This window comes from Bacillus sp. FJAT-45066 (genome assembly GCF_002335755.1).
GTDB lineage: Bacteria > Bacillota > Bacilli > Bacillales > Bacillaceae_I > Bacillus_CD > Bacillus_CD alkalisoli.
The window spans coordinates 297,164-316,625 of sequence record NZ_NISQ01000001.1; the positions used below are offsets into that span (position 1 = coordinate 297,164).

The 19,462-nt window shown below is 35.5% G+C and carries 22 protein-coding genes and 1 pseudogene; 19 read left to right on the top strand and 4 right to left on the bottom strand.

The window, feature by feature from the left end; translation table 11 throughout:
- Positions 1–16: 16 nt before the first annotated feature.
- The 3 genes from CDZ92_RS01420 to CDZ92_RS01430 are packed head-to-tail and all read right to left on the bottom strand — an operon-like array spanning position 17 to position 1,979.
- On the bottom strand, positions 17–1,000 hold the full coding sequence (locus CDZ92_RS01420; protein WP_096153167.1) for a hypothetical protein: 984 nt from the start codon (positions 998–1,000) through the stop codon (positions 17–19).
- 12 nt (positions 1,001–1,012) lie between these two features.
- Entirely contained in the window at positions 1,013–1,498 is a 486-nt protein-coding gene (locus CDZ92_RS01425; protein ID WP_096153169.1) for a PilW family protein, read from the bottom strand.
- A 4-nt stretch (positions 1,499–1,502) separates the two neighbouring features.
- Positions 1,503–1,979 (bottom strand): type IV pilus modification PilV family protein, encoded by a 477-nt coding sequence (locus CDZ92_RS01430; protein WP_096153170.1) that lies wholly within the window; start codon positions 1,977–1,979, stop codon positions 1,503–1,505.
- A 185-nt stretch (positions 1,980–2,164) separates the two neighbouring features.
- On the opposite strand from CDZ92_RS01430, the gene CDZ92_RS01435 reads away from it, so the two are divergent.
- The 17 genes and pseudogenes from CDZ92_RS01435 (at position 2,165) to minD (ending at position 17,283) form a co-directional block, all read left to right on the top strand.
- Complete coding sequence (locus CDZ92_RS01435) at positions 2,165–3,832, top strand: GspE/PulE family protein (RefSeq protein ID WP_096153173.1); 1,668 nt, start codon at positions 2,165–2,167, stop codon at positions 3,830–3,832.
- An 8-nt stretch (positions 3,833–3,840) separates the two neighbouring features.
- Positions 3,841–4,881, top strand: coding sequence for a type IV pilus twitching motility protein PilT (locus tag CDZ92_RS01440; protein WP_096153175.1), 1,041 nt, complete (start codon positions 3,841–3,843; stop codon positions 4,879–4,881).
- The gene (locus CDZ92_RS01445; RefSeq protein ID WP_096153177.1) at positions 4,881–6,089 is read left to right on the top strand and encodes a type II secretion system F family protein; all 1,209 of its coding nucleotides are present in this window, start codon (positions 4,881–4,883) and stop codon (positions 6,087–6,089) included. Before CDZ92_RS01440 ends, CDZ92_RS01445 begins: the two co-directional genes overlap by 1 nt.
- 107 nt (positions 6,090–6,196) lie before the next feature.
- Entirely contained in the window at positions 6,197–6,682 is a 486-nt protein-coding gene (locus tag CDZ92_RS01450; RefSeq protein WP_096153178.1) for a prepilin-type N-terminal cleavage/methylation domain-containing protein, read from the top strand.
- A gap of 9 nt (positions 6,683–6,691) precedes the next feature.
- Positions 6,692–6,946 (top strand): annotated as a pseudogene (locus CDZ92_RS20425) (prepilin peptidase); the annotation flags it as partial.
- Positions 6,947–7,012: 66 nt separating this feature from the next.
- Positions 7,013–7,444 (top strand): prepilin peptidase, encoded by a 432-nt coding sequence (locus tag CDZ92_RS20430; protein WP_369679956.1) that lies wholly within the window; start codon positions 7,013–7,015, stop codon positions 7,442–7,444.
- Between the two features lie 355 nt (positions 7,445–7,799).
- Entirely contained in the window at positions 7,800–8,780 is a 981-nt protein-coding gene (gene pilM / locus CDZ92_RS01460; protein WP_096153183.1) for a type IV pilus biogenesis protein PilM, read from the top strand.
- A 2-nt stretch (positions 8,781–8,782) separates the two neighbouring features.
- Positions 8,783–9,337 (top strand): PilN domain-containing protein, encoded by a 555-nt coding sequence (locus CDZ92_RS01465; RefSeq protein ID WP_096153185.1) that lies wholly within the window; start codon positions 8,783–8,785, stop codon positions 9,335–9,337.
- Entirely contained in the window at positions 9,337–10,035 is a 699-nt protein-coding gene (locus CDZ92_RS01470; protein ID WP_096153187.1) for a hypothetical protein, read from the top strand. Before CDZ92_RS01465 ends, CDZ92_RS01470 begins: the two co-directional genes overlap by 1 nt.
- A gap of 145 nt (positions 10,036–10,180) precedes the next feature.
- On the top strand, positions 10,181–11,278 hold the full coding sequence (locus CDZ92_RS01475; protein ID WP_096153189.1) for a hypothetical protein: 1,098 nt from the start codon (positions 10,181–10,183) through the stop codon (positions 11,276–11,278).
- 307 nt (positions 11,279–11,585) lie between these two features.
- Positions 11,586–12,143 carry a Maf family protein gene (locus CDZ92_RS01480; RefSeq protein WP_096153191.1) on the top strand — a complete coding sequence of 186 codons (558 nt, stop codon included), beginning with the start codon at positions 11,586–11,588 and terminating at the stop codon, positions 12,141–12,143.
- A 47-nt stretch (positions 12,144–12,190) separates the two neighbouring features.
- A complete protein-coding gene (gene radC, locus CDZ92_RS01485) occupies positions 12,191–12,880 on the top strand; it encodes a RadC family protein (protein WP_096153192.1) in 690 nt (229 codons plus the stop codon).
- Positions 12,881–13,100: 220 nt separating this feature from the next.
- On the top strand, positions 13,101–14,120 hold the full coding sequence (locus CDZ92_RS01490; RefSeq protein ID WP_096153193.1) for a rod shape-determining protein: 1,020 nt from the start codon (positions 13,101–13,103) through the stop codon (positions 14,118–14,120).
- A gap of 63 nt (positions 14,121–14,183) precedes the next feature.
- On the top strand, positions 14,184–15,101 hold the full coding sequence (gene mreC, locus CDZ92_RS01495) for a rod shape-determining protein MreC (protein WP_096153194.1): 918 nt from the start codon (positions 14,184–14,186) through the stop codon (positions 15,099–15,101).
- A complete protein-coding gene (gene mreD, locus CDZ92_RS01500) occupies positions 15,098–15,616 on the top strand; it encodes a rod shape-determining protein MreD (protein WP_096153195.1) in 519 nt (172 codons plus the stop codon). The genes mreC and mreD overlap by 4 nt, the downstream gene beginning before the upstream one ends.
- 173 nt (positions 15,617–15,789) lie before the next feature.
- A complete protein-coding gene (gene minC / locus CDZ92_RS01505; protein WP_096153196.1) occupies positions 15,790–16,482 on the top strand; it encodes a septum site-determining protein MinC in 693 nt (230 codons plus the stop codon).
- 3 nt (positions 16,483–16,485) lie between these two features.
- The gene (gene minD, locus CDZ92_RS01510; protein WP_096153197.1) at positions 16,486–17,283 is read left to right on the top strand and encodes a septum site-determining protein MinD; all 798 of its coding nucleotides are present in this window, start codon (positions 16,486–16,488) and stop codon (positions 17,281–17,283) included.
- 44 nt (positions 17,284–17,327) lie between these two features.
- Here minD and CDZ92_RS01515 read toward each other — a convergent pair whose 3' ends face one another.
- On the bottom strand, positions 17,328–17,813 hold the full coding sequence (locus CDZ92_RS01515; protein ID WP_157842679.1) for a PilW family protein: 486 nt from the start codon (positions 17,811–17,813) through the stop codon (positions 17,328–17,330).
- A gap of 69 nt (positions 17,814–17,882) precedes the next feature.
- Here CDZ92_RS01515 and CDZ92_RS01520 point away from each other — a divergent pair, with 69 nt between their 5' ends.
- Both CDZ92_RS01520 and CDZ92_RS01525 read left to right on the top strand, forming a co-directional pair.
- Positions 17,883–18,389, top strand: coding sequence for a prepilin-type N-terminal cleavage/methylation domain-containing protein (locus CDZ92_RS01520; protein ID WP_096153199.1), 507 nt, complete (start codon positions 17,883–17,885; stop codon positions 18,387–18,389).
- A 15-nt stretch (positions 18,390–18,404) separates the two neighbouring features.
- A complete protein-coding gene (locus CDZ92_RS01525; protein ID WP_096153200.1) occupies positions 18,405–19,403 on the top strand; it encodes a type II secretion system protein in 999 nt (332 codons plus the stop codon).
- Positions 19,404–19,462 lie beyond the last annotated feature (59 nt).

Below are 19,462 nucleotides of genomic sequence, written 5' to 3' on the forward strand. Positions count from 1 at the left end.
CTAGTGTTTTTTTAGTTTAATAGTTAACATCAATATCGAATATTCCCCATTCATTTATATCGTAGGCAAATTTCACACTTTCATAAATTTGAGCTGGGCACTTTGAATCAATAATATTTTGAGCAATAGGTTTAAAAACTCCATCTTTTTTCTCGAAAGCATTTCCTCTAACACAAATATAGTTTCCACTACCACCTTGATCAATACCTCTACTAAAATAAGCATCACCTGAAATGAGTAGTTTTCCGCTACCACCTCTGAAGTCTATAATACCTTCAAACCATGCATTCCCAGCAATAGATAATGTTGCACTACCTCTTATATCAACTGTATTAAGGAATCTTGGAGAGGATTCAAAAAATGTAGAGCCAGAACTCCCTGATATGGACAAAGAATTACGAGTAATCAATGGTAGAGTAGATGGATCAACAGGTACTACTTGACCATTACTATCTCTTTGCTCTTGCGAAATACCAGCAGAATTACCATTCGAGATAGTGAAAGCGGCAGTAACAACTTTTTCTTTCCCACCAACTATACCAGTACTCTTAATAGGGATGGTAATATTATTAAATCCATCACATGTAGTGTTGTTCCCCGATTTAAGTGTGAATGGACCGTTTGAATCCAATTTATATTTATAATTAACATTTTGTATAGTAATAGTTTCTGAAGTAGGATTCAAAGGCCTAAAAAAGCTTAATGCTCTTAAATTAGTTTGTATTCTATTACAGAATAAATTGTCATGTTCACTCAATGGTCTATTTAGATTTTTAACTTCCTTTATAGTTGCATTTACCTGGCTTTGAATAAGTGCGTGTGCATGAGTTACGCCCATTTCCGCTAAATCTTTCGTTTGTGTCATCTCTTCACTTCTATTTACTTGAAGAGCAGTATTAACTGATTTTGGTATAAGCATCATCGCCAATAACGAAATTAGTACAATCGATAGGAGGACCATTACCATCGTGTAGCCTTGATTATTTAAATGTTTTTTCATTTTTCACCTCTCCTAAAGACGACTTATAATCGTAGTCAATTCAAATGTTAGTGAAGGATCATCTTTATTTATTAATTTTAATTGTTTTATATCTATAGGGTTACCCACCACAACGGAAAAAGATTTAGAAGAGGACGGATCATTATTTTTCGTGTTAATGGATACGCTTCGTGCTTCATTTTCAGCTGATAGATTGTTAAAAGTTAATTCAATATCATAATAACGACTATTCATCGTAATTTCCCCGATTTTTAATTCCCAATCACCGTTGGCCTTCTTTGTATATTGAAAGGTGTAATCTTCTTTTTCATGTGCGGTAGAAAACATTTGGATGATAATGTTTGCTTCTTGACGTAAATTAATGTGCGAATCGCTTTTATCTGCATTACGGAATGTTTGGAAAAAAATCGCCGCGACTAATCCAGAAATGATAAACGCTATCATGAGAGCTGCTAAAAGTTCTACAAGTGTTATCCCTTTTTCGTTGTTTATTTTCATACCTTTAGTTTCCTCCTCTTACATACCCAAATGTTTCCGATAGTAATGTTCGCTTTGTAACATCAGCAGAATCAAATATTTTCACATGGACTACATACAAGGTAGGAGTAGTGAAACTAAGTGTTTGTTTCGTCAAAATTATTTCTGGATAGTACGTTTTATGGTTCACCTTATAAAAACAGGAAGAAGGTTCTAGTGCCTCTTTTAACTTCGGATGGTAATTTGTATCAAAATTGGAACATGAAATGACGAGGTTTTGTGAAGAACCAGTGTAGTTTTCCGTTACAATGTTTAACGTTTTTCTAGCTAAATTATAAGCAACAAGTTTGTCTTCATTTTTCGTGGAGAAAAATAGTGCTTGATTGGAGAAACTAAAAAATGTTATTAAGACGAACGATAAAATGACAAGTGAGACTAGAATTTCTAGTAATGAAAAGCCGGACTCATTTTTCAGTGCATATTTGAAGTTTTTTATTTTCATTTCATTACCTTCCTAGTATAAGTGATAGAAACTTTTTATCTAGTAATCTCCTATTTCCAATTACCTACAATTATTATACAATATCATTAACTTACTTTGTTCTACAAAATATGCAGAAATTGATATAAATGTTGTTTTTTGTTGATTTATCAACAGAAGGAAAAATGTAGAAAAGGATGATCGCCATGGCAGTAACTAGAAAGCGATTAGGAGACTTATTAGTCGAAGCAGGAATTATTACCGAAGAACAATTGCAAACAACACTAACTGAAAAGTCAAAGGGACAAAAAATAGGAGATGCACTTTTACAAAGAGGGCTTATCACGGAGCAACAATTAATAGAAGTACTAGAGTTTCAATTAGGGATACCTCATGTTAGTTTGTTCCGTTATCCATTTGATGAAAAATTAGTTCATGTCATAACGAAAGAGTTTGCAAAACGTAATCTTCTTATTCCACTTAAAAAGGAAAATGAAAAACTCTATGTCGCAATGGCGGACCCAATGGACTTTTTTTCCATTGATGATTTAAGGCTTTCTACAGGATTCGAAATAGAGCCTGTCATTGCCACAAAAGATGACATAATACGCTCTATCAACAAATTCTACGATTCAACCGATTCGTTAGATGACCTGTTAAGTGGATTCACTCCAACAGAAAAAGTAAAAGTAGAAGACGAGCGTATAACAGAAGACGATTCACCGATTGTTAAAGTAGTGAATCAAATTTTACAAAATGCTATTCAATTAAAAGCAAGTGATATTCATATCGATCCACAAGAAACGAAAGTGTTAGTCCGTTACCGTATTGATGGTGTTTTACGTACAGAGCGTACACTTCCAAAGCATACACAAAACGTTCTGTCGGCTCGTATTAAGATTTTAGGAAATATGGACATTACTGAGCATCGTATCCCTCAAGATGGCCGTATTAAAACGAATATTGATTATCATCCAATTGATGTTCGTGTTTCAACGTTACCGACTGTTTTTGGTGAGAAAATCGTTATGCGTATTTTAGACATGAGTAGTTCGTTAAACGACATAAGTCAACTCGGTTTTCACGAAAAAAACTACGCACGATTCCTAAATTTAATTCATCAGCCGACTGGAATTGTTTTAATAACAGGTCCAACTGGTTCTGGTAAATCTTCAACACTTTATGCAGGATTAAATCATCTAAATAGTGAAGAAGTAAACATTATTACAGTAGAAGACCCTGTTGAGTATCAATTAGAAGGTATTAATCAAATTCAAGTTAACGCTAATGTTGGGATGACGTTTGCGAAAGGACTTCGTGCGATATTACGTCAAGACCCGAACATTATTATGGTAGGGGAAATTCGTGATAGAGAAACAGCCGAAATTGCGATTCGTGCGTCACTAACAGGTCACTTAGTATTAAGTACCCTTCATACGAACGATTCTATTAGTACAGTAACTCGTTTAATTGATATGAAGGTAGAGCCGTTTTTAGTGGGTTCCTCTGTTAATGGGGTATTGGCACAACGTTTAGTACGAAAAATTTGCCGTGACTGTTTGAAATGGGAAGAACCGACGAAAAGAGAAGTGGAGATTTTCCAAAAGCGTCATCTGACAGTGGAAAAGGTTGCGAAAGGAAAAGGATGCGGAACTTGTAATATGACGGGCTATAAAGGTCGTATTGCGATACACGAATTATTAGTCGTTAATGATGAAATGAGAAAAGCGATTGTAAACAATGAAGGTGTGTCTAAATTAAGAGAATTAGCATACAAAAATGATACAGTGTTTTTAATTGATGATGGATTAGAAAAAGTGAAGCAAGGTTTAACAACAACAGAAGAAGTACTTCGAGTAGCTTTATATGAGTAGGTGTCGTTATGATAAATAAAATACAAGAGTGGCTTCATACTGCATATGACAGAAATGCGTCTGATATCCATTTATCTGTCGGTGTTCCACCAACGTTTCGTGTGAATGGCGAATTAGTCCGATATGGCGACAGTATTCTGTTACCAGAACATACCGAATCGATTGCGAAAGAAATGATACCAGACTTTTTATGGGGAACGTTTCAAGACAAGGGTGAGCTTGATTTTTCTTATAGTTTACCTGGATTATCGCGATTTCGTGTAAATGCCTATAAACAAAGGTCTTCGGTTGCGATGGCCATACGTATTATTCCTACAAGTGTACCGACACTTGAATCTTTACATTTGCCGCCTGTTCTTAAAAGTCTAATCGAAAAACCACAAGGTCTTATTCTTGTTACTGGCCCAACTGGAAGTGGCAAATCTACGACACTATCTTCGATGATAGATTTTATGAATCGAACGATGAAAAAGCATATTATCACGTTAGAAGATCCGATAGAGTATTTGCATAAACATAATTTATGTATGATCGACCAGAGGGAAGTAGGTTTTGATACAAAGTCATTTGCTAACGGCTTAAGAGCATCGCTCAGGCAAGATCCAGATGTTATTTTAGTTGGAGAAATGCGTGATTTAGAGACGATTCAAACGGCTATTACGGCAGCGGAGACAGGGCATTTAGTATTAGGAACACTTCATACAACAAATGCTCCATCAACCATTGATCGAATTATTGACGTATTTCCGCCGCAGCAACAACCACAAATACGTATTCAGTTGGCGAATGTCCTAGTATCGGTCATTTCGCAAAGACTTTTCCCTACGATGGACAGAATGGGTAGAAAAGTAGCGACAGAAATATTAGTGAACAATGCAGCAGTTGGTAATTTAATACGGAATGAAAAAATTCATCAAATTAAAAATGTCATGCAGACGAGTCGTGCCCAAGGAATGCATACGTTAGAGATGAGTATTAAAGAACTAGTAGACTTAGGGCACGTATCAAAATATAGCGTAGAAAGCTTTATGCAGGAGTCGATGACGTAATGCCAAGGTTTAAATATACAGGTAGAGACAATAAAGGCAAAAACGAAGGAACGATTACAAGTAAATCTAGACGTGAAGCCATCGTTCAATTAAAAGAAAATGGTGTAAAAGTAATTTCAATGGAAGAAGTGGCAGAATCTTTTTTAACAAAAGATATAACGATCGGTAATCCGGTTAAACTACAAGATTTTGTCGTTTATTTACGACAATTTTCAACATTGATTCGAGCTGGTGTAACCGTTGTCGAATCGACGAAAATTTTAGCTAATCAGACAGAGAGTAAGCATTTACAACGCGTGCTTTTTGAAGTAGAAGAAGACCTTCGCCAAGGAAATGCGTTGTCTGAATCAACAAGTAAACACCCAAAAGTTTTTACTCCGATGTTTGTTAACATGATTCGGGCTGGTGAAGCAAGTGGTACGTTAGATGACACGTTGGACAGGCTCGCAACACAGTTTGAGAAACAACATGAAACAAAACAAAAAATCGTATCAGCCTTAATGTATCCAGCAGTATTAAGTTTAGTAGCCGTTGGGGTAATTATCTTTTTATTAGTTGGAGTTGTACCGACATTTGTTAGCATGTTCTCTGATTTTGGAGCAGACCTGCCAATTATCACAAAGCTAGTACTTGGAGCAAGTGAATGGATGCAGAGCTTTTGGTGGTTCATTATTATCTTGTTTATTGGAGCAGTTGTTGGAATTTCCGTTGTTAGGTCTAAAGCAGAAACAAAGTATTACTTAGATTATTTTTTACTTCGTATGCCAATATTTGGCCCGTTGCTAAAAAAAGCTGCCATTGCACGTCTTACACGAACATTAAGCTCTTTATTTGCTAGTTCTGTTCCTATACTACCTGCTCTCGGAATGGTAGAAAAAATAGTAGAAAACGAAGTGATTTCTAGGGTACTAGCACAAGCGAAAAAATCGCTTGAAAAAGGGGAATCTTTAGCAGAGCCAATGAAGGATCATTGGGCGTTTCCGCCACTCGTAACACAGATGATTTCCATTGGAGAAAGTACCGGTTCGTTAGATACGATGCTAGAGAAAATTGCGGAGTTTTATGAGAAGGAAGTAGACGCTGCAACCGACCGGCTAAAAAGTCTCATAGAGCCACTCATGATTGTTGTGCTAGCTGTTATAGTCGGGACTATTGTCACGGCGATTATGGTGCCAATGTTCGACATTTTTAACCATATTCAACCATAGGTTTCTAGCAAAATATGTATTGTGCTTTTATTTGTAGTATAATAGAATTAATCTTGTAAACGGTTGTAGATTTTTATCAAATATTAGAAAAAAATGGAGGAAATAAAATGCTAAAAAAATGTCGTAACATTTTACGCAACGAAAAAGGTTTAACACTTATCGAATTACTAGCAGTTGTAGTTATTTTAGGAATTATCGCAGCGATCGCTGTACCAAGTATCGGTGGATTAATTGATAACTCTAAGAAGGATGCACATGTGGCAAATGCACAACAGATGGTTAATGGGGCTAGAATGGCTGTAACAACAGATTTAAACTTACAAACAGGTACTAAAGTACTTACTTTAGGATATCTAGAAGCTAATGATTTTGTAGAAAAAATTAAAGATCCAGATGGTACTATTGATTCTTACGAACGTGGTGGTACAACAGTAGTAGGCACTGTTCCTACTGATGCTTCTTCATATGTAGTTGTTGTGGATGGTAAAATTACTTCTGTTAAACTTGTTAATAACACTAAAAATCGTGGTGTACAAACAGTAGGAAATGCTGCTGTTGATGTAAATGATTTAAAGCGTGGATCTGTTAATTAATATCTAAAAATGACTTACATTATTATAGTAATATCTTTATACGCACTTCTACTAGGCTCCTTTTACAACGTAGTCGGACTTCGAGTACCTAAGGGTATAAGTATTGTTACACCAAGATCACATTGTACAAGTTGTAACACAACACTGACGGGAATCGATTTAATTCCCGTTCTTTCCTATCTATTTTCAAAAGGGAAATGCAGGTACTGTAGTACTAGAGTTTCCCCGATTTATCCGTTCTTTGAATTACTAACTGCTATACTATTCGTACTTGCTCCGATTTTTATGGGGTGGAGTTACGAATTAATTTTTGTTTGGACTTACCTTTCCATGTTAATTATCATTACGATTACTGATATTCACTACATGATCATTCCAAACAAAATATTACTATTTTTCTTTAGTTTGTTTGTCCTTCAAAGTTTCTTTTTAAACATACTACCATGGGAACAACAATTAATTGGCTTAGCAGTTGGTTTTCTACTACCATTTCTCATTGCCGTCGTTTCAAAAGGTGGAATGGGTGGCGGAGATGTAAAACTACTAGCGGTGATCGGTTTTGTTGTCGGATGGCAACAGCTTTTACTCATATTTTTCTTATCATCACTAATCGGCACCATTGTTGCCTTATTAGGAATGAAACTAGGAAAAGTACAAAAAGGCAAACCATTCCCATTCGGCCCATTCATCGCCATCAGCGCCGTAATCACCCTATTCTTCGGCGAAAACCTACTAAACTGGTACATCACACTATTAACCTAAAAAGGTAGTAATCCACTTAACCGATTACTACCTTTCCATATGAAATACAACATAAAAACATTATTGAAATTTGCTAATATCTCTTTACTGAATGGTCTTATTACTTTGATTTGTATATTAATAAATTTCAACAATGTTTTAGTATTACTTGTATTGTGCTATTACTATCCCTTGATGTTCACTGCAGGTGCGAGACTCCTGCGGGAACACAGGGACATGGAAGACCCCACAGGCGCTTGCGCCGAGGAGGCTTCCGGACCGCCCGCGGAAAGCGAGCACCTGCAGTGAACATCAACTTTAGTAGTAAACATCTGTGTATAAAAGTTATAAAAAATAATCTTAAGGGGTTTATTATATGGAAATTTCCCTTTTTCAATCCAATAAAAACATCATCAATTTAATAATAAAAGACCACGTCATCCGTCTAATCGAACTTAAAAGCACCGCCCCATTAACCGTCAAACGATTAGAAGAACGCTTCCTACCACTAAACATAATAAAAGACGGAAAAATCGTCGATGCTACAAAACTAAAACAAATCATTAATGAACTCGTAAAAAAATGGGGACTAAAAAACAAACAAATACGCTTTACCGTACCAGATGCATATGTCATTACAAGAAAAGTGTCCATACCGTCCACTGTCCTTGACGACGAAATCGTAGGTCACCTTTATTTAGAACTAGGTGCGAGTATCCACTTACCGTTCGATGACCCTGTTTTTGATGTTCACATCTTAAGTAGAGACGAAGAAAAAACAGAAGTAATCCTTTTTGCTTCTCCAGAAGATATGGTAATGGAATACGCTAGCTTACTAGAAGAAAATAAAATGGTGCCAATAGCAGCAGATATTTCTCCATTATGTTTATACCGTTTTTACCACCATTTCGGAAATGTAAATGAAGGAGACAACCTTTTATTTATACAGTTTGACTTAAGTAGTATTACACTAAGCATCTTTAAAGATAACGTCCCGCTGTTTGTAAGAACAGTAAACTTAACGCAAGAAACAAAAGTGTGGGAAGTAACCCGTACGAATAGTTCAATAGAATGGACGGGAGATATCGTCCAATTCAATGTGTTTTTAGAAGATTTTATTACAGAAATACAACGAGTAATGAATTTCTTCCGCTATTCATTAAACCAAGGCGATCAAGAAGTGAATAAGTTAGTATTATTTGGTGATCATCCTAATCTGCCACTTGTTGAAAGTAAATTAACCGAGAGAATCAATGCAACCATTTCAACTGTAGAAAATGAAGTGAAAACACAAGACCAAGAAGTAGTTGATGCACGGTATTATTACGGGCTTGGACTAGCGTTAAAAGAGGTGTAATAATGTTAGTAGATATTAATTTATTACCAAAAAAACAAGCACGTGATATTACGATGCCAGCTGTAATAGGTATTAGTATATTCTTTATCTTATTTACTGTCGTTGCTTTACTTGCGATGAATTATTTTGTTCAGAGAGAATTAAACAAATCCCAAGTAACGCTCGATCAAGCTGTTCAGCTTCGAATTGTAATGGAAGAAGCGGCGAAGGGACCACAAGCAACGTCTTCGGTCATTCAACTACAGCAATCTATTGATTGGGTAGAAAGTCAATCTCAAGATGTGGTGCCGATACTGAATCATATAGTAGGAATATTACCAGCATCAGGATATATAGATAATTTTTTATACACCCTGGATGGGGCTATTAGTGTTACAGTGAAATTCGATAACCAAAGAGATGCGGCATACTACTTACATCATTTAACTTTATCACCATTCGTTCAAGAAGCTACGTTGTCTAGTATAACTAGTAGTGATGAAGGAACTACTGGACAATATACAATCAATTTAAATAAGGCATATTTAAAAGGCGAGCAAGAGCGAGGTGATAGATAATGGTAGTGAACTTAAAGAGTAAGCATTACGCAATCTTCATTGCTTCAGTCCTTGTATCTATATTATCAATTGTTTATTTTTACTACACGGTCTATTCAGCCAATCAACTTGAATTGAACCGAATAAAGCAAAATATAACGATGGAAAACCAGTTAATAGAAATACTAGAAAGTGATAGAAACAGTGAAACACCAACAGACGGTAGCTCAACCGACCTTCAAAGAAAGTTACCGGTCGCTCCATATGTAGAACAATTTGTTCTGCAAGTAGAAGAGGTGGCTAAAAATTCACAAGCAAACGTAACGAACTTACTATTTTCTAGCTCGATACCAACAGAAACAACTTTAGAAGAATATATGGAATATAGAGAAGATATGGATGAAGAAGAGAATACGGAAATGTCAGAAACAACTAATACAGCAATAGCGATGCCTAATGGTATTGAAAAGTTAACTGTTAACCTCTTAGTAGAAGTAAACAACTATAGTAGTTTGAAAAGGTTTTTAGAATTGCTAGAAGGATCTACAAGAATTACACAAATTGAAACAGTATCATTTTCAGGTAATGCGGAATCGTTATCCTTTACCGTTACCGCATCAACTTATTATCACCCACATCTTACGGATTTGATGGACGAGTTACCACCATTATCCATTCCAAACCCAAGTAATAAAACAAATCCATTTTCCGGCAATTAATATTTTGTAAACTTCACAAGATTTTTGTCGGAAAACATTTAGGACAAGACGACAAAAGTCTTGTTCTTTTTTTTTGTCGATATGATAGGATGGAAAAAAATTGGTGCTGACAAGCTGATGTTTTACACTGGAGGTGAGATGAAGTATGCACGATCAAGTTCGGATAAAAATAAATGGAAAAATAAAATCGTATGTGCAAAAAGAAGTAGAGAATAAGGATAAAGATATTCTAATTCAGCCATCTGATTCACTATATCAAGAAAACGAAAATGAAGATGTCCAAGACCTGCCAGTAATTATTTTTGATGAAGTTGCATCTGCAGTGGAAAAAGAAGATAGCGATGAAAATTTTGATTGGGTACTACCGAAGGAAACGAATGACAAAAAAGCAAAGACTGCAGAAAAAAAGAACGCTTATATAGAGGATTTACGAGAATATCAAAGAAAGTCGTATCCTAAACCTACCGGTACAACTTCCTTATGGAGAAAAAAAGCGAAGCCTGGCTTAATCAAACAGTTTATCTTCTCCGCTATTTTGGCAATTGGTGTTGGACTAGGATTTGGAGGAATCATTTTAAGTATTATGAACATGTCTGATTCTACTATCGAACCAGCCGTCCCAGTGACGAAACCAATCGATAATCCTACCGGAACGGATACTCCAGGTGATGTTACAAGTGGAGGTTTAAGCTTTCCATCATTTACTTTTGCTGTACTACAAGGTGGCGTTTTTTCTTCTAATGATGGTGCTGATGCAAGTATTAATGAATATAAAACGAATGGTTTTCCGGGAGTTTCTGTAAAAGATGATAATGTGTTCGTTTTTGTCGGTGTCGCAAGTGATGTAGATACGATGAAAACTTTAGCAACTATAGCGGAAGAAAAAGGACTAGAACCTTATGCAAAAGAAATTTCAACTAAAGAAAAAAAGTATGAGTCTGTAACTGACAAAGATAAAGAGTTTATTCAAAGTGCACCACCATTATTAGAAAAAATGATTGGCGTCACAGGCAAAATACTTGTAGGAGAAACGGTCAATCCAAACGAAATTTCTTCTATTGTAGAACAAAGTGCTACCCTAGCTACATTAAATGCAGAAGAACTTTCGGAACCGATAAAAGTATTACAGCAATACTTTGTTGCAACAGCGCAAGATATGAACAGCTACACAACTTCAAATGACCGCAACGATATAGTAAGTGCCCAACAAAATCTACTGTCCATCATAAAACAGTTATACTAAAAAAAAGCCGTCTTTGATTTTTATCAGAGGCGGCTTTTTGAATTTGAAAAATGTAATTACTTTCCGCGCAAGTCTCCGCTTTCCGCGGGCGGGCCGGAGCCTCCTCATCGCTCAGCTCCCCGCTTTTCCCGCAGGAGTCTACGACTTGCCCTACAATCAACAGCTAGTTAGTAATATAAATATTAAATTTTTTATTATTAGTATATAAATTCACTGTTGCTTATATTGTACATGCCTTCATTTTTTTGGTAATATTACTTTGTATCTCAATTTCTGAAAACCAAAATTGGAAAGGTGATTATATGCAATGAAACGCCTTATTTTAGCCTCAGGTTCGCCACGACGAAAAGAACTTCTGGAACAAATAAACCTCTCATTTGAAATTATCGCAAGTAAAGTAGAAGAAACATTCGACCCGAAAGAATCCCCAGAAAATATTGCAATGAGCTTAGCTAGCCAAAAAGCATCAGACGTGTTTACACAAAATCAAGACAGTATCGTAATTGGAGCAGATACAATTGTTGTCTTTAATAATGAAATTTTAGGTAAACCTAATGACGAAGAAGATGCATTTCGTATGCTAAAAAAGCTAAGCGGGCAAACTCATCATGTTATTACAGGAGTAGCGATAATTTCCTCCGAAAAAGAAAAAATATTCTATGAAAAGACGACTGTTACGTTTTATGAGTTAACAGAAAAGGAATTAAAAGACTATATCGCAAGTAAAGAACCGATGGATAAAGCTGGTTCGTATGGCATACAACAATTAGGAGCTTTATTTGTCCAAAAAATCGATGGCGATTATTTTTCTGTCGTTGGCCTCCCAATAGCTAAAACAATGCGTGAATTGTCAACTTTTCAATAAAAAGGCGAGATTCCCTTTATTAGTAAACAATTAAGGGAGGATGCTTATTGAAAACTGAAACATTATTGATCAAAGATTATCCAGTTGAAGAAAGACCAAGAGAAAGATTGCTCAAAGATGGTCCGAGTAGTTTATCAAATCATGAGCTTTTAGCAATACTTTTAAGAACCGGAACAAAACAAGAATCCGTATTACAAATGGCTAATCGTCTACTAACGAACTTTGAAGGACTACGTTTATTAAAAGATGCTTCCGTTGATGAAATTACGAGTATAAAAGGTATCGGAGCCGCAAAAGCTTTACAAATAATTGCTGCAATAGAACTAGGAAGACGTATTCATCGTCTACAATATGAAGACCGTTATGTTATTCGTTCGCCAGAAGATGCAGCAAACTATGTAATGGAAGATATGCGCTTTTTATCCCAGGAGCATTTTGTTTGCTTATATTTAAATACAAAAAACCAAGTCATCCATCAACAAACCGTCTTTATTGGAAGTTTAAATGCTAGCATCGTACACCCGCGCGAAGTTTTCAAAGAAGCATTTCGTAGGTCGGCAGCATCATTCATATGTCTCCATAACCACCCGTCTGGCGATCCTTCACCTAGTAGAGAAGACATTGAAGTAACGAAACGCCTGAACGAGTGTGGTAAGTTAATTGGCATAGAGCTTTTGGACCATCTAATAATAGGTGATCAAAAATTCGTCAGCCTAAAAGAAAAAGGCTACGTGTAATACTATGATTTTTCTCATTCCTACGCTATAATATATCTCATGAGTTTTGGAGGCTACTTTTCGATAGCCTTCAATTTTTCAAGTTATTATGTTGATTTTAACTATACGATACGCTTTTGTATAATGGCTAAACACAACTATAGGGCAATCTCGTCCTTATTAATCACCGAATAAAATTATTCTAATAAAAGTAACGGTTTCAGAAAGGGAGATACATTAAATGTTTGGTTCAAGAGATTTAGGAATTGACTTAGGTACAGCAAACACACTCGTATTCATTAAAGGAAAAGGAATTGTAGTACGTGAACCGTCTGTAGTAGCAATGCAAACAGACACAAAACAAATTGTTGCAGTAGGAAACGACGCAAAAAATATGATCGGCCGTACACCAGGTAACGTCGTAGCACTTCGCCCAATGAAAGATGGAGTAATCGCTGACTACGAAACAACAGCTGCGATGATGAAATATTATATTAAACAAGCTTTCAAAACGCGTGGTATGTTTGCTCGTAAGCCATACGTAATGGTATGTGTACCATCTGGCATTACAGCTGTAGAAAAACGTGCAGTAATCGATGCAACACGTCAAGCTGGTGCACGAGATGCCTACCCAATTGAAGAGCCATTTGCAGCTGCAATTGGTGCGAACCTACCGGTAATGGAACCAACAGGAAGCATGGTAGTGGACATCGGTGGCGGTACAACCGAAGTTGCCATTATCTCTTTAGGTGGCATTGTAACGAGTCAATCGATTCGAGTTGCCGGCGATGAAATGGACGACGCGATCATTTCATTTATTAGAAAAAATTATAACTTAATGATCGGTGAAAGAACGGCTGAAACGTTAAAGATTGAAATTGGTTCCGCAGGTGATTCGGATGATATCGAGCCAATGGAGATTCGTGGGCGCGACCTTTTAACTGGATTACCAAAAACAGTAGAAATTACTGCTAAAGAAGTAGAATCTGCATTAAAAGATACCGTTACATCTATTGTGGATTCGGTAAAAGCTACGCTAGAAAGAACGCCACCTGAACTTGCTGCAGATATTATGGATAGAGGAATTGTGCTAACTGGTGGTGGAGCACTATTACGTAACTTAGACAAAGTGATTAGTGAAGAAACGAAAATGCCAGTTATTATTGCAGAAAATCCGTTAGATTGTGTAGCAATCGGAACAGGTAAAGCGTTAGATTATATTGATGAATTCAAGAAAAAATCAAAAGATTACCGTTATTAGAATCCGAAATTACGGTGCGAACAACCAAAGGTAAATTTGATTTAATAAAAGAAGGTGTAAAAAATGCCACAATTCTTCCTTAACAAAAAATTAATTGTCTTGTTAGTTAGTTTGATTGTGTTAGTGGCATTGATTGGTTTTTCATTAAAAGAGCGTCAAGAGTTATCTTGGCCAGAGCAGTTCGTAAAAGATACTTCAGGCTTTGTTCAATCCATTTTGTATAGACCCGCACACTATGTCGCGGGTTTCTTTGAGAATGTAAGCCATTTGAAAAATACGTATGAAGAAAATAAACTACTTCGTGCTAGATTGGAAGAATATGCGATTCTTGAAACAAAAGTTCAACGATTAGAACAAGAGAACGATGAAATACGTGAAGTGTTAGGGGAAATAGAAACATTGCGTGACTATAACCCGATGCCAGCGACTGTAATTGGACGAAATCCTGATCAATGGCGAGAACAGATTATCATTAATAAAGGAAAACAGCATGGAATAGAAAAAGACATGGCTGTTATTACTTCAACTGGATTAATTGGAAAAGTGAAACACACAACTCCATTTACTTCTACCGTCCAACTATTAAGTTCATTAGACCCGAAAAATAGAATTTCTGCATATATACAAGGGGATGAAAATTTCTTCGGACTTATCGAAGGATATGATGAAGAACGAGAAGCTTTAATGTTAAAAAGAATTCCACATAATGCAGAAATTGAATCTGGATCCAAAGTATTAACATCTGGTTTAGGTGGTATTTTTCCACAAGGTCTTCTAATCGGAGAAGTATTAGAAGTCGTTTCAGACGAGTTTGGTTTAACACAAACCGTTTATGTAAAGCCAGCTGCTAATTTTTATGATATAAATCATGTTATGATTACGAAGCGAAAAATGGCATCAGAATTTGACGCGTTTGACGAAGAAGTAGAAACGGAAGCAGACGAAGAAGAAGGCGAAAACGAAGAGGAGGGCTCAGAGTGAGAAGATACTTCTTACCAGTCATCATCATTTTCCTTTTCGTATTTGAAAGTATGGCGATCGACTTTTTCCCGCTACACTCATTGCATGAAGATTGGATTATTGCTCCACGCTTCGTCCTAATTGCCCTTATCTTTATTACCATTTATGGTGGCTTATATTTCGGTATCGTCTACAGTCTTGTGTTTGGTTTTTTAATAGATATTGTCTATACAGGAATTATGGGGATTTATATTTTTTCCTTTACGTTAGTAGCTTATGGTGCGTTTTTACTAATGCGCATTATTCATAATCATGCCTTAGTGGCTGTTTTTGCTGCTGCTATTAGTGTTGTATTCGTTGAATATACAGCTTATAGCATCCATTCCATTATAGGATCTACGAGAATGATGCATGATCAATTTCTTTATACTCGATTGCTTCCGACCCTATTATTTAATGCAACAGCAGCAATCATTTTAATCTATCCACTGAAAAAATTTCTAAATAATCTCGTATTAGAAATGAATGAAGAGTAAAATAGTATATAATAGTAAATATGTACTCACCTAATTTTTTAGGTGAGTATAAATTAGACTAGCAATTATTTCCTTGTAACAGTTAATAGGTTTATAGATTGTACATAATTATGATGCAAAACAAGGAATTTTAATAGCCTATGTCGAAAGTTATACTCGTTGAGGTGAACGTCATGAGTAGGCAAAAACAACAATATGTAACGATAAAAGGAACAAAAGAAGGACTAACGTTACATCTTGATGATAGTTGTTCTTTTGAAGAATTAGTAAGTGAGTTAGAAGCAAAACTTTCTACAGATAGTAACCGAGAGCAAGATGATTCCCCTTTACTTGGGGTTCGTCTAAAGGTAGGGAATCGCTACTGTACAAATAAACAAGAAGAACAACTTCGTAATGTGATAAGAAGTAAAAAGAACTTAATGGTGGAGTCTATCGAAAGTAATGTAATCACGAAAGAACAAGCACAAAAGTGGAAGCAAGAAGAAGAAATTGTCTCTGTTGCAAGAATGATTCGTTCTGGACAGGAATTACAAGTAGAAGGCGATTTACTCTTGATTGGTGATGTGAATCCAGGTGGTACGATAAAAGCTGGTGGAAATATTTTTGTTTTAGGCTCTTTACGTGGAAATGCATTTGCAGGGCAAGCTGGAAAAAAAGATGCCATCATTGCAGCGAGTGTAATGAAACCGAACATACTATCCATTCATGATGTTATTAATCGAGCTCCTGATTTAACAGAACAACTAGAAGGAAGCAATGAAATGGAATGCGCTTATATTGATGATAACGAAGCGATTATCATTGACCGCTTACAAATGCTTTCGCATCTAAGACCAATGTTAACTAGGCTTGAAAGGAGAATGTAACAAGTGGGAGAGGCTATCGTAATTACTTCTGGTAAAGGTGGAGTTGGTAAAACTACAACTTCCGCTAATGTAGGAACAGCTCTAGCATTACAAGGAAAAAGAGTATGCTTAGTAGATACCGATATTGGCCTACGCAACTTAGATGTTGTCATGGGCTTAGAGAACCGTATCATCTATGATTTAGTAGATGTGATTGAAGGTCGTTGTAAAACGCATCAAGCGTTAATTAACGACAAACGTTTTGAATGTTTAAAACTATTACCTGCTGCACAAACAAGTGATAAATCAGCGGTAAATCCTGAGCAAATGAAAAAACTTATTACAGAATTAAAGCAAGACTATGATTATATTATTATTGACTGCCCTGCTGGAATTGAACAAGGCTATCAAAATGCCGTTGCTGGAGCAGATAAAGCGATCGTTGTAACAACTCCAGAGATTTCATCTGTTCGCGATGCAGATCGAATTATTGGCTTACTAGAAAAAGAAAACATTGAACCGCCACGCCTTATCGTTAACCGTATTCGTAACCATATGGTAAAGAACGGTGAAATGCTAGATGTCGAAGAAATTGTATCAATCCTTGCGATTGACATTATTGGTATTGTTGCTGATGATGACAGCGTTATTCGCGCATCTAACAGTGGCGAACCAATCGCCCTAGATCCAACAAGCAAAGCATCCATCGCATACCGAAACATCGCTCGCCGTATTTTAGGTGAGTCTGTACCTTTACAATCTTTAGATGAAGATAATAAAGGTGTTATGCATAAACTAAAGAAGTTTTTTGGAGTAAGATAATAAAAAAGCTATCTTCCGTTACTAGGAAGGTAGCTTTTTACCGTTTAGTTAGATGTATCCGTTTCTGGAAATGGAGCAACTCTATCTATTACAGTATCAATCGTATATGCGTTGTTGTAATCATCTTTTATAGTGAATTTTACTTCTATAGGTACATGTATATCTATATTTTCTATACACTTATTTGTAGCTTCTATTATGTTACCTTCTTGTTTAATTACTACATCTTCGAAAAAATATTTAGAGTGTGCTAATGCGCTTGATAATGAATTGTCTAAATAAATCTTTTTATCTGTATGGTAACATATGGTGTATGGTTCAACATCGTGCAAATTTCTTAAATTAGTTATAATGAAATTTGCTTCCTGGCGAATGGCGTTATGTGTTTGTGTCATATTATTTTGCTTTTGTGTAGCGATTAATAAAGTAGTAATAAGAACTAGGACTATAGAAGCGATGGCTATAGTAGCTAGTAGCTCAATTAATGTTAAACCATGATTGTTTTGAACAAAAATTAATTTTTTTTTCAAATTTTTCACCATTTTCCGTAAAATATAGTAAAATATAGCTAGACTTGTAGAATAGTAGGGTGAGTCGAATTGTTTATAAAAAATAAAAAAAAAATACTAGAAAATAATAAAGGTTTTACATTAATAGAAATATTAGTTTCCATTGTAATATTAAGCATCATTATTGTAACATTTTTAAGTTTTTTCTCACAAGCGTTGTTTTACTCTGTGAAAGAGGAAGATAAACTTACAGGTATTAATATAGCAGAGAGAATAATGTTTAATGTGAAGCAAAGTGACGACATTATTGATTTGTTGTTTTTAAACGAATATGTATGTGGTCAAAACCCATTAAATATTAATAATAGTTTTAGTGGGGATGTTGACCTAGAATACAAGGACGATGTAAATCTATTTTATTATGAAGTAAATAATAAAGAATATTACTTAGACATTATCATCTGTTCGACTCCGGAGGAAAGAGATCTATTTTTGTCCCGTACACATATTAAGATTTATCAATCTGTTGGTACAAATCCAAAAGGAAAAATTGTGTATGATACGTTTCATTATATTAATTTAAATGATTATGAATAAGAAAGGTGTGAATAAATGAAGTACTTAAACAATCAACAAGGATACACGCTTGTAGCAGTAATTTTAATTATCGCAGTTGTAGGTTTAATGACACCACCTTTGATTAACAGTGTGACGAATACATCTAAGCAAAATCAAATAACGGAACAGTCGGTGCAGTTGAAAAATTTAACAGACATGGGAAAACTCTACTTTAGAGAAGATGTTAAAAAGGTAACAGTTTCTTCCACTAGTTTAATAACAAACATGAATGCGGATGAAGTGAAAGAGGAATTATCAAGTATTGACAAAGCAGTAGAAATTTCATTAACACCTCAAAACGGTAACCTTAAATTTAAAGTGGGTTATGAAGATGTAACAATGGAAGGCGATCAAGTAGTTATTACTTATATTAGTAAAGGAATAGCTAATGGGGCTACCTTGAAAGAAAAAGAAGTGATTCGCTTATTGTACGTGAATGCTACCTTACCAGAACCAGAAGATGAAGAGACTCCCGATCCACCAGGAACACCTGGAACTGATCCAAATCCAGATGATGATTCTGATTCAGATGACACAGGATCCCAGCCTGGTACAGATGCTCCTGTTTTTAATGATGATGATGAAAAGGGGAATTTTATACACAGCTGTAGAAGAAGAGTCGGTAATGGTAATATAAGTGGTAAAAATATCCCATATGACTTTCAAGGCAATATTATTTGTGATTTGGTTGTTAGCGGTGGAAAAGTAATCATTAATGAAACAATTAATATCGGTGGCAACTCTATTTTGAACGTAAGAAGTAGTGACAGCATTAGCTCCGTAGTATTCCAAGGTCCAGTTAACGTAGTTAGTAGATTTTCTGAATTGAATGTTATAAATATCTCAGATGTTCAATTTACTAATACTGTAGAAGTTGGTGGAAACGCCTCTTTATCTATTACTGGTGTGAAGAGAATAGAAGGGAAAAAAGTGTTTTTAATAGATCCAATTGGTAAAGGTGCAAAACATAATATTTCTGTGAAGTATCGATAAAAGAGTAGATTTTTCTACTCTTTTTATTTTTGGTTTTTAATTGTGTATTGACATATTTC

What these genes read in the sequence shown, in the direction of transcription:
- CDZ92_RS01425 (WP_096153169.1), bottom strand. Translation starts at nt 1,498, where the DNA reads ATGAAAATAAACAACGAAAAAGGGATAACACTTGTAGAACTTTTAGCA.
- minC (WP_096153196.1), top strand. Translation starts at nt 15,790, where the DNA reads ATGAGTAGGCAAAAACAACAATATGTAACGATAAAAGGAACAAAAGAA.
- CDZ92_RS01435 (WP_096153173.1), top strand. Translation starts at nt 2,165, where the DNA reads ATGGCAGTAACTAGAAAGCGATTAGGAGACTTATTAGTCGAAGCAGGA.
- CDZ92_RS01490 (WP_096153193.1), top strand. Translation starts at nt 13,101, where the DNA reads ATGTTTGGTTCAAGAGATTTAGGAATTGACTTAGGTACAGCAAACACA.
- CDZ92_RS20430 (WP_369679956.1), top strand. Translation starts at nt 7,013, where the DNA reads ATGTTAATTATCATTACGATTACTGATATTCACTACATGATCATTCCA.
- mreC (WP_096153194.1), top strand. Translation starts at nt 14,184, where the DNA reads ATGCCACAATTCTTCCTTAACAAAAAATTAATTGTCTTGTTAGTTAGT.
- CDZ92_RS01450 (WP_096153178.1), top strand. Translation starts at nt 6,197, where the DNA reads ATGCTAAAAAAATGTCGTAACATTTTACGCAACGAAAAAGGTTTAACA.
- CDZ92_RS01480 (WP_096153191.1), top strand. Translation starts at nt 11,586, where the DNA reads ATGAAACGCCTTATTTTAGCCTCAGGTTCGCCACGACGAAAAGAACTT.
- CDZ92_RS01465 (WP_096153185.1), top strand. Translation starts at nt 8,783, where the DNA reads ATGTTAGTAGATATTAATTTATTACCAAAAAAACAAGCACGTGATATT.
- CDZ92_RS01440 (WP_096153175.1), top strand. Translation starts at nt 3,841, where the DNA reads ATGATAAATAAAATACAAGAGTGGCTTCATACTGCATATGACAGAAAT.
- CDZ92_RS01445 (WP_096153177.1), top strand. Translation starts at nt 4,881, where the DNA reads ATGCCAAGGTTTAAATATACAGGTAGAGACAATAAAGGCAAAAACGAA.
- pilM (WP_096153183.1), top strand. Translation starts at nt 7,800, where the DNA reads ATGGAAATTTCCCTTTTTCAATCCAATAAAAACATCATCAATTTAATA.
- CDZ92_RS01420 (WP_096153167.1), bottom strand. Translation starts at nt 1,000, where the DNA reads ATGAAAAAACATTTAAATAATCAAGGCTACACGATGGTAATGGTCCTC.
- CDZ92_RS01470 (WP_096153187.1), top strand. Translation starts at nt 9,337, where the DNA reads ATGGTAGTGAACTTAAAGAGTAAGCATTACGCAATCTTCATTGCTTCA.
- CDZ92_RS01430 (WP_096153170.1), bottom strand. Translation starts at nt 1,979, where the DNA reads ATGAAAATAAAAAACTTCAAATATGCACTGAAAAATGAGTCCGGCTTT.
- CDZ92_RS01525 (WP_096153200.1), top strand. Translation starts at nt 18,405, where the DNA reads ATGAAGTACTTAAACAATCAACAAGGATACACGCTTGTAGCAGTAATT.
- CDZ92_RS01475 (WP_096153189.1), top strand. Translation starts at nt 10,181, where the DNA reads ATGCACGATCAAGTTCGGATAAAAATAAATGGAAAAATAAAATCGTAT.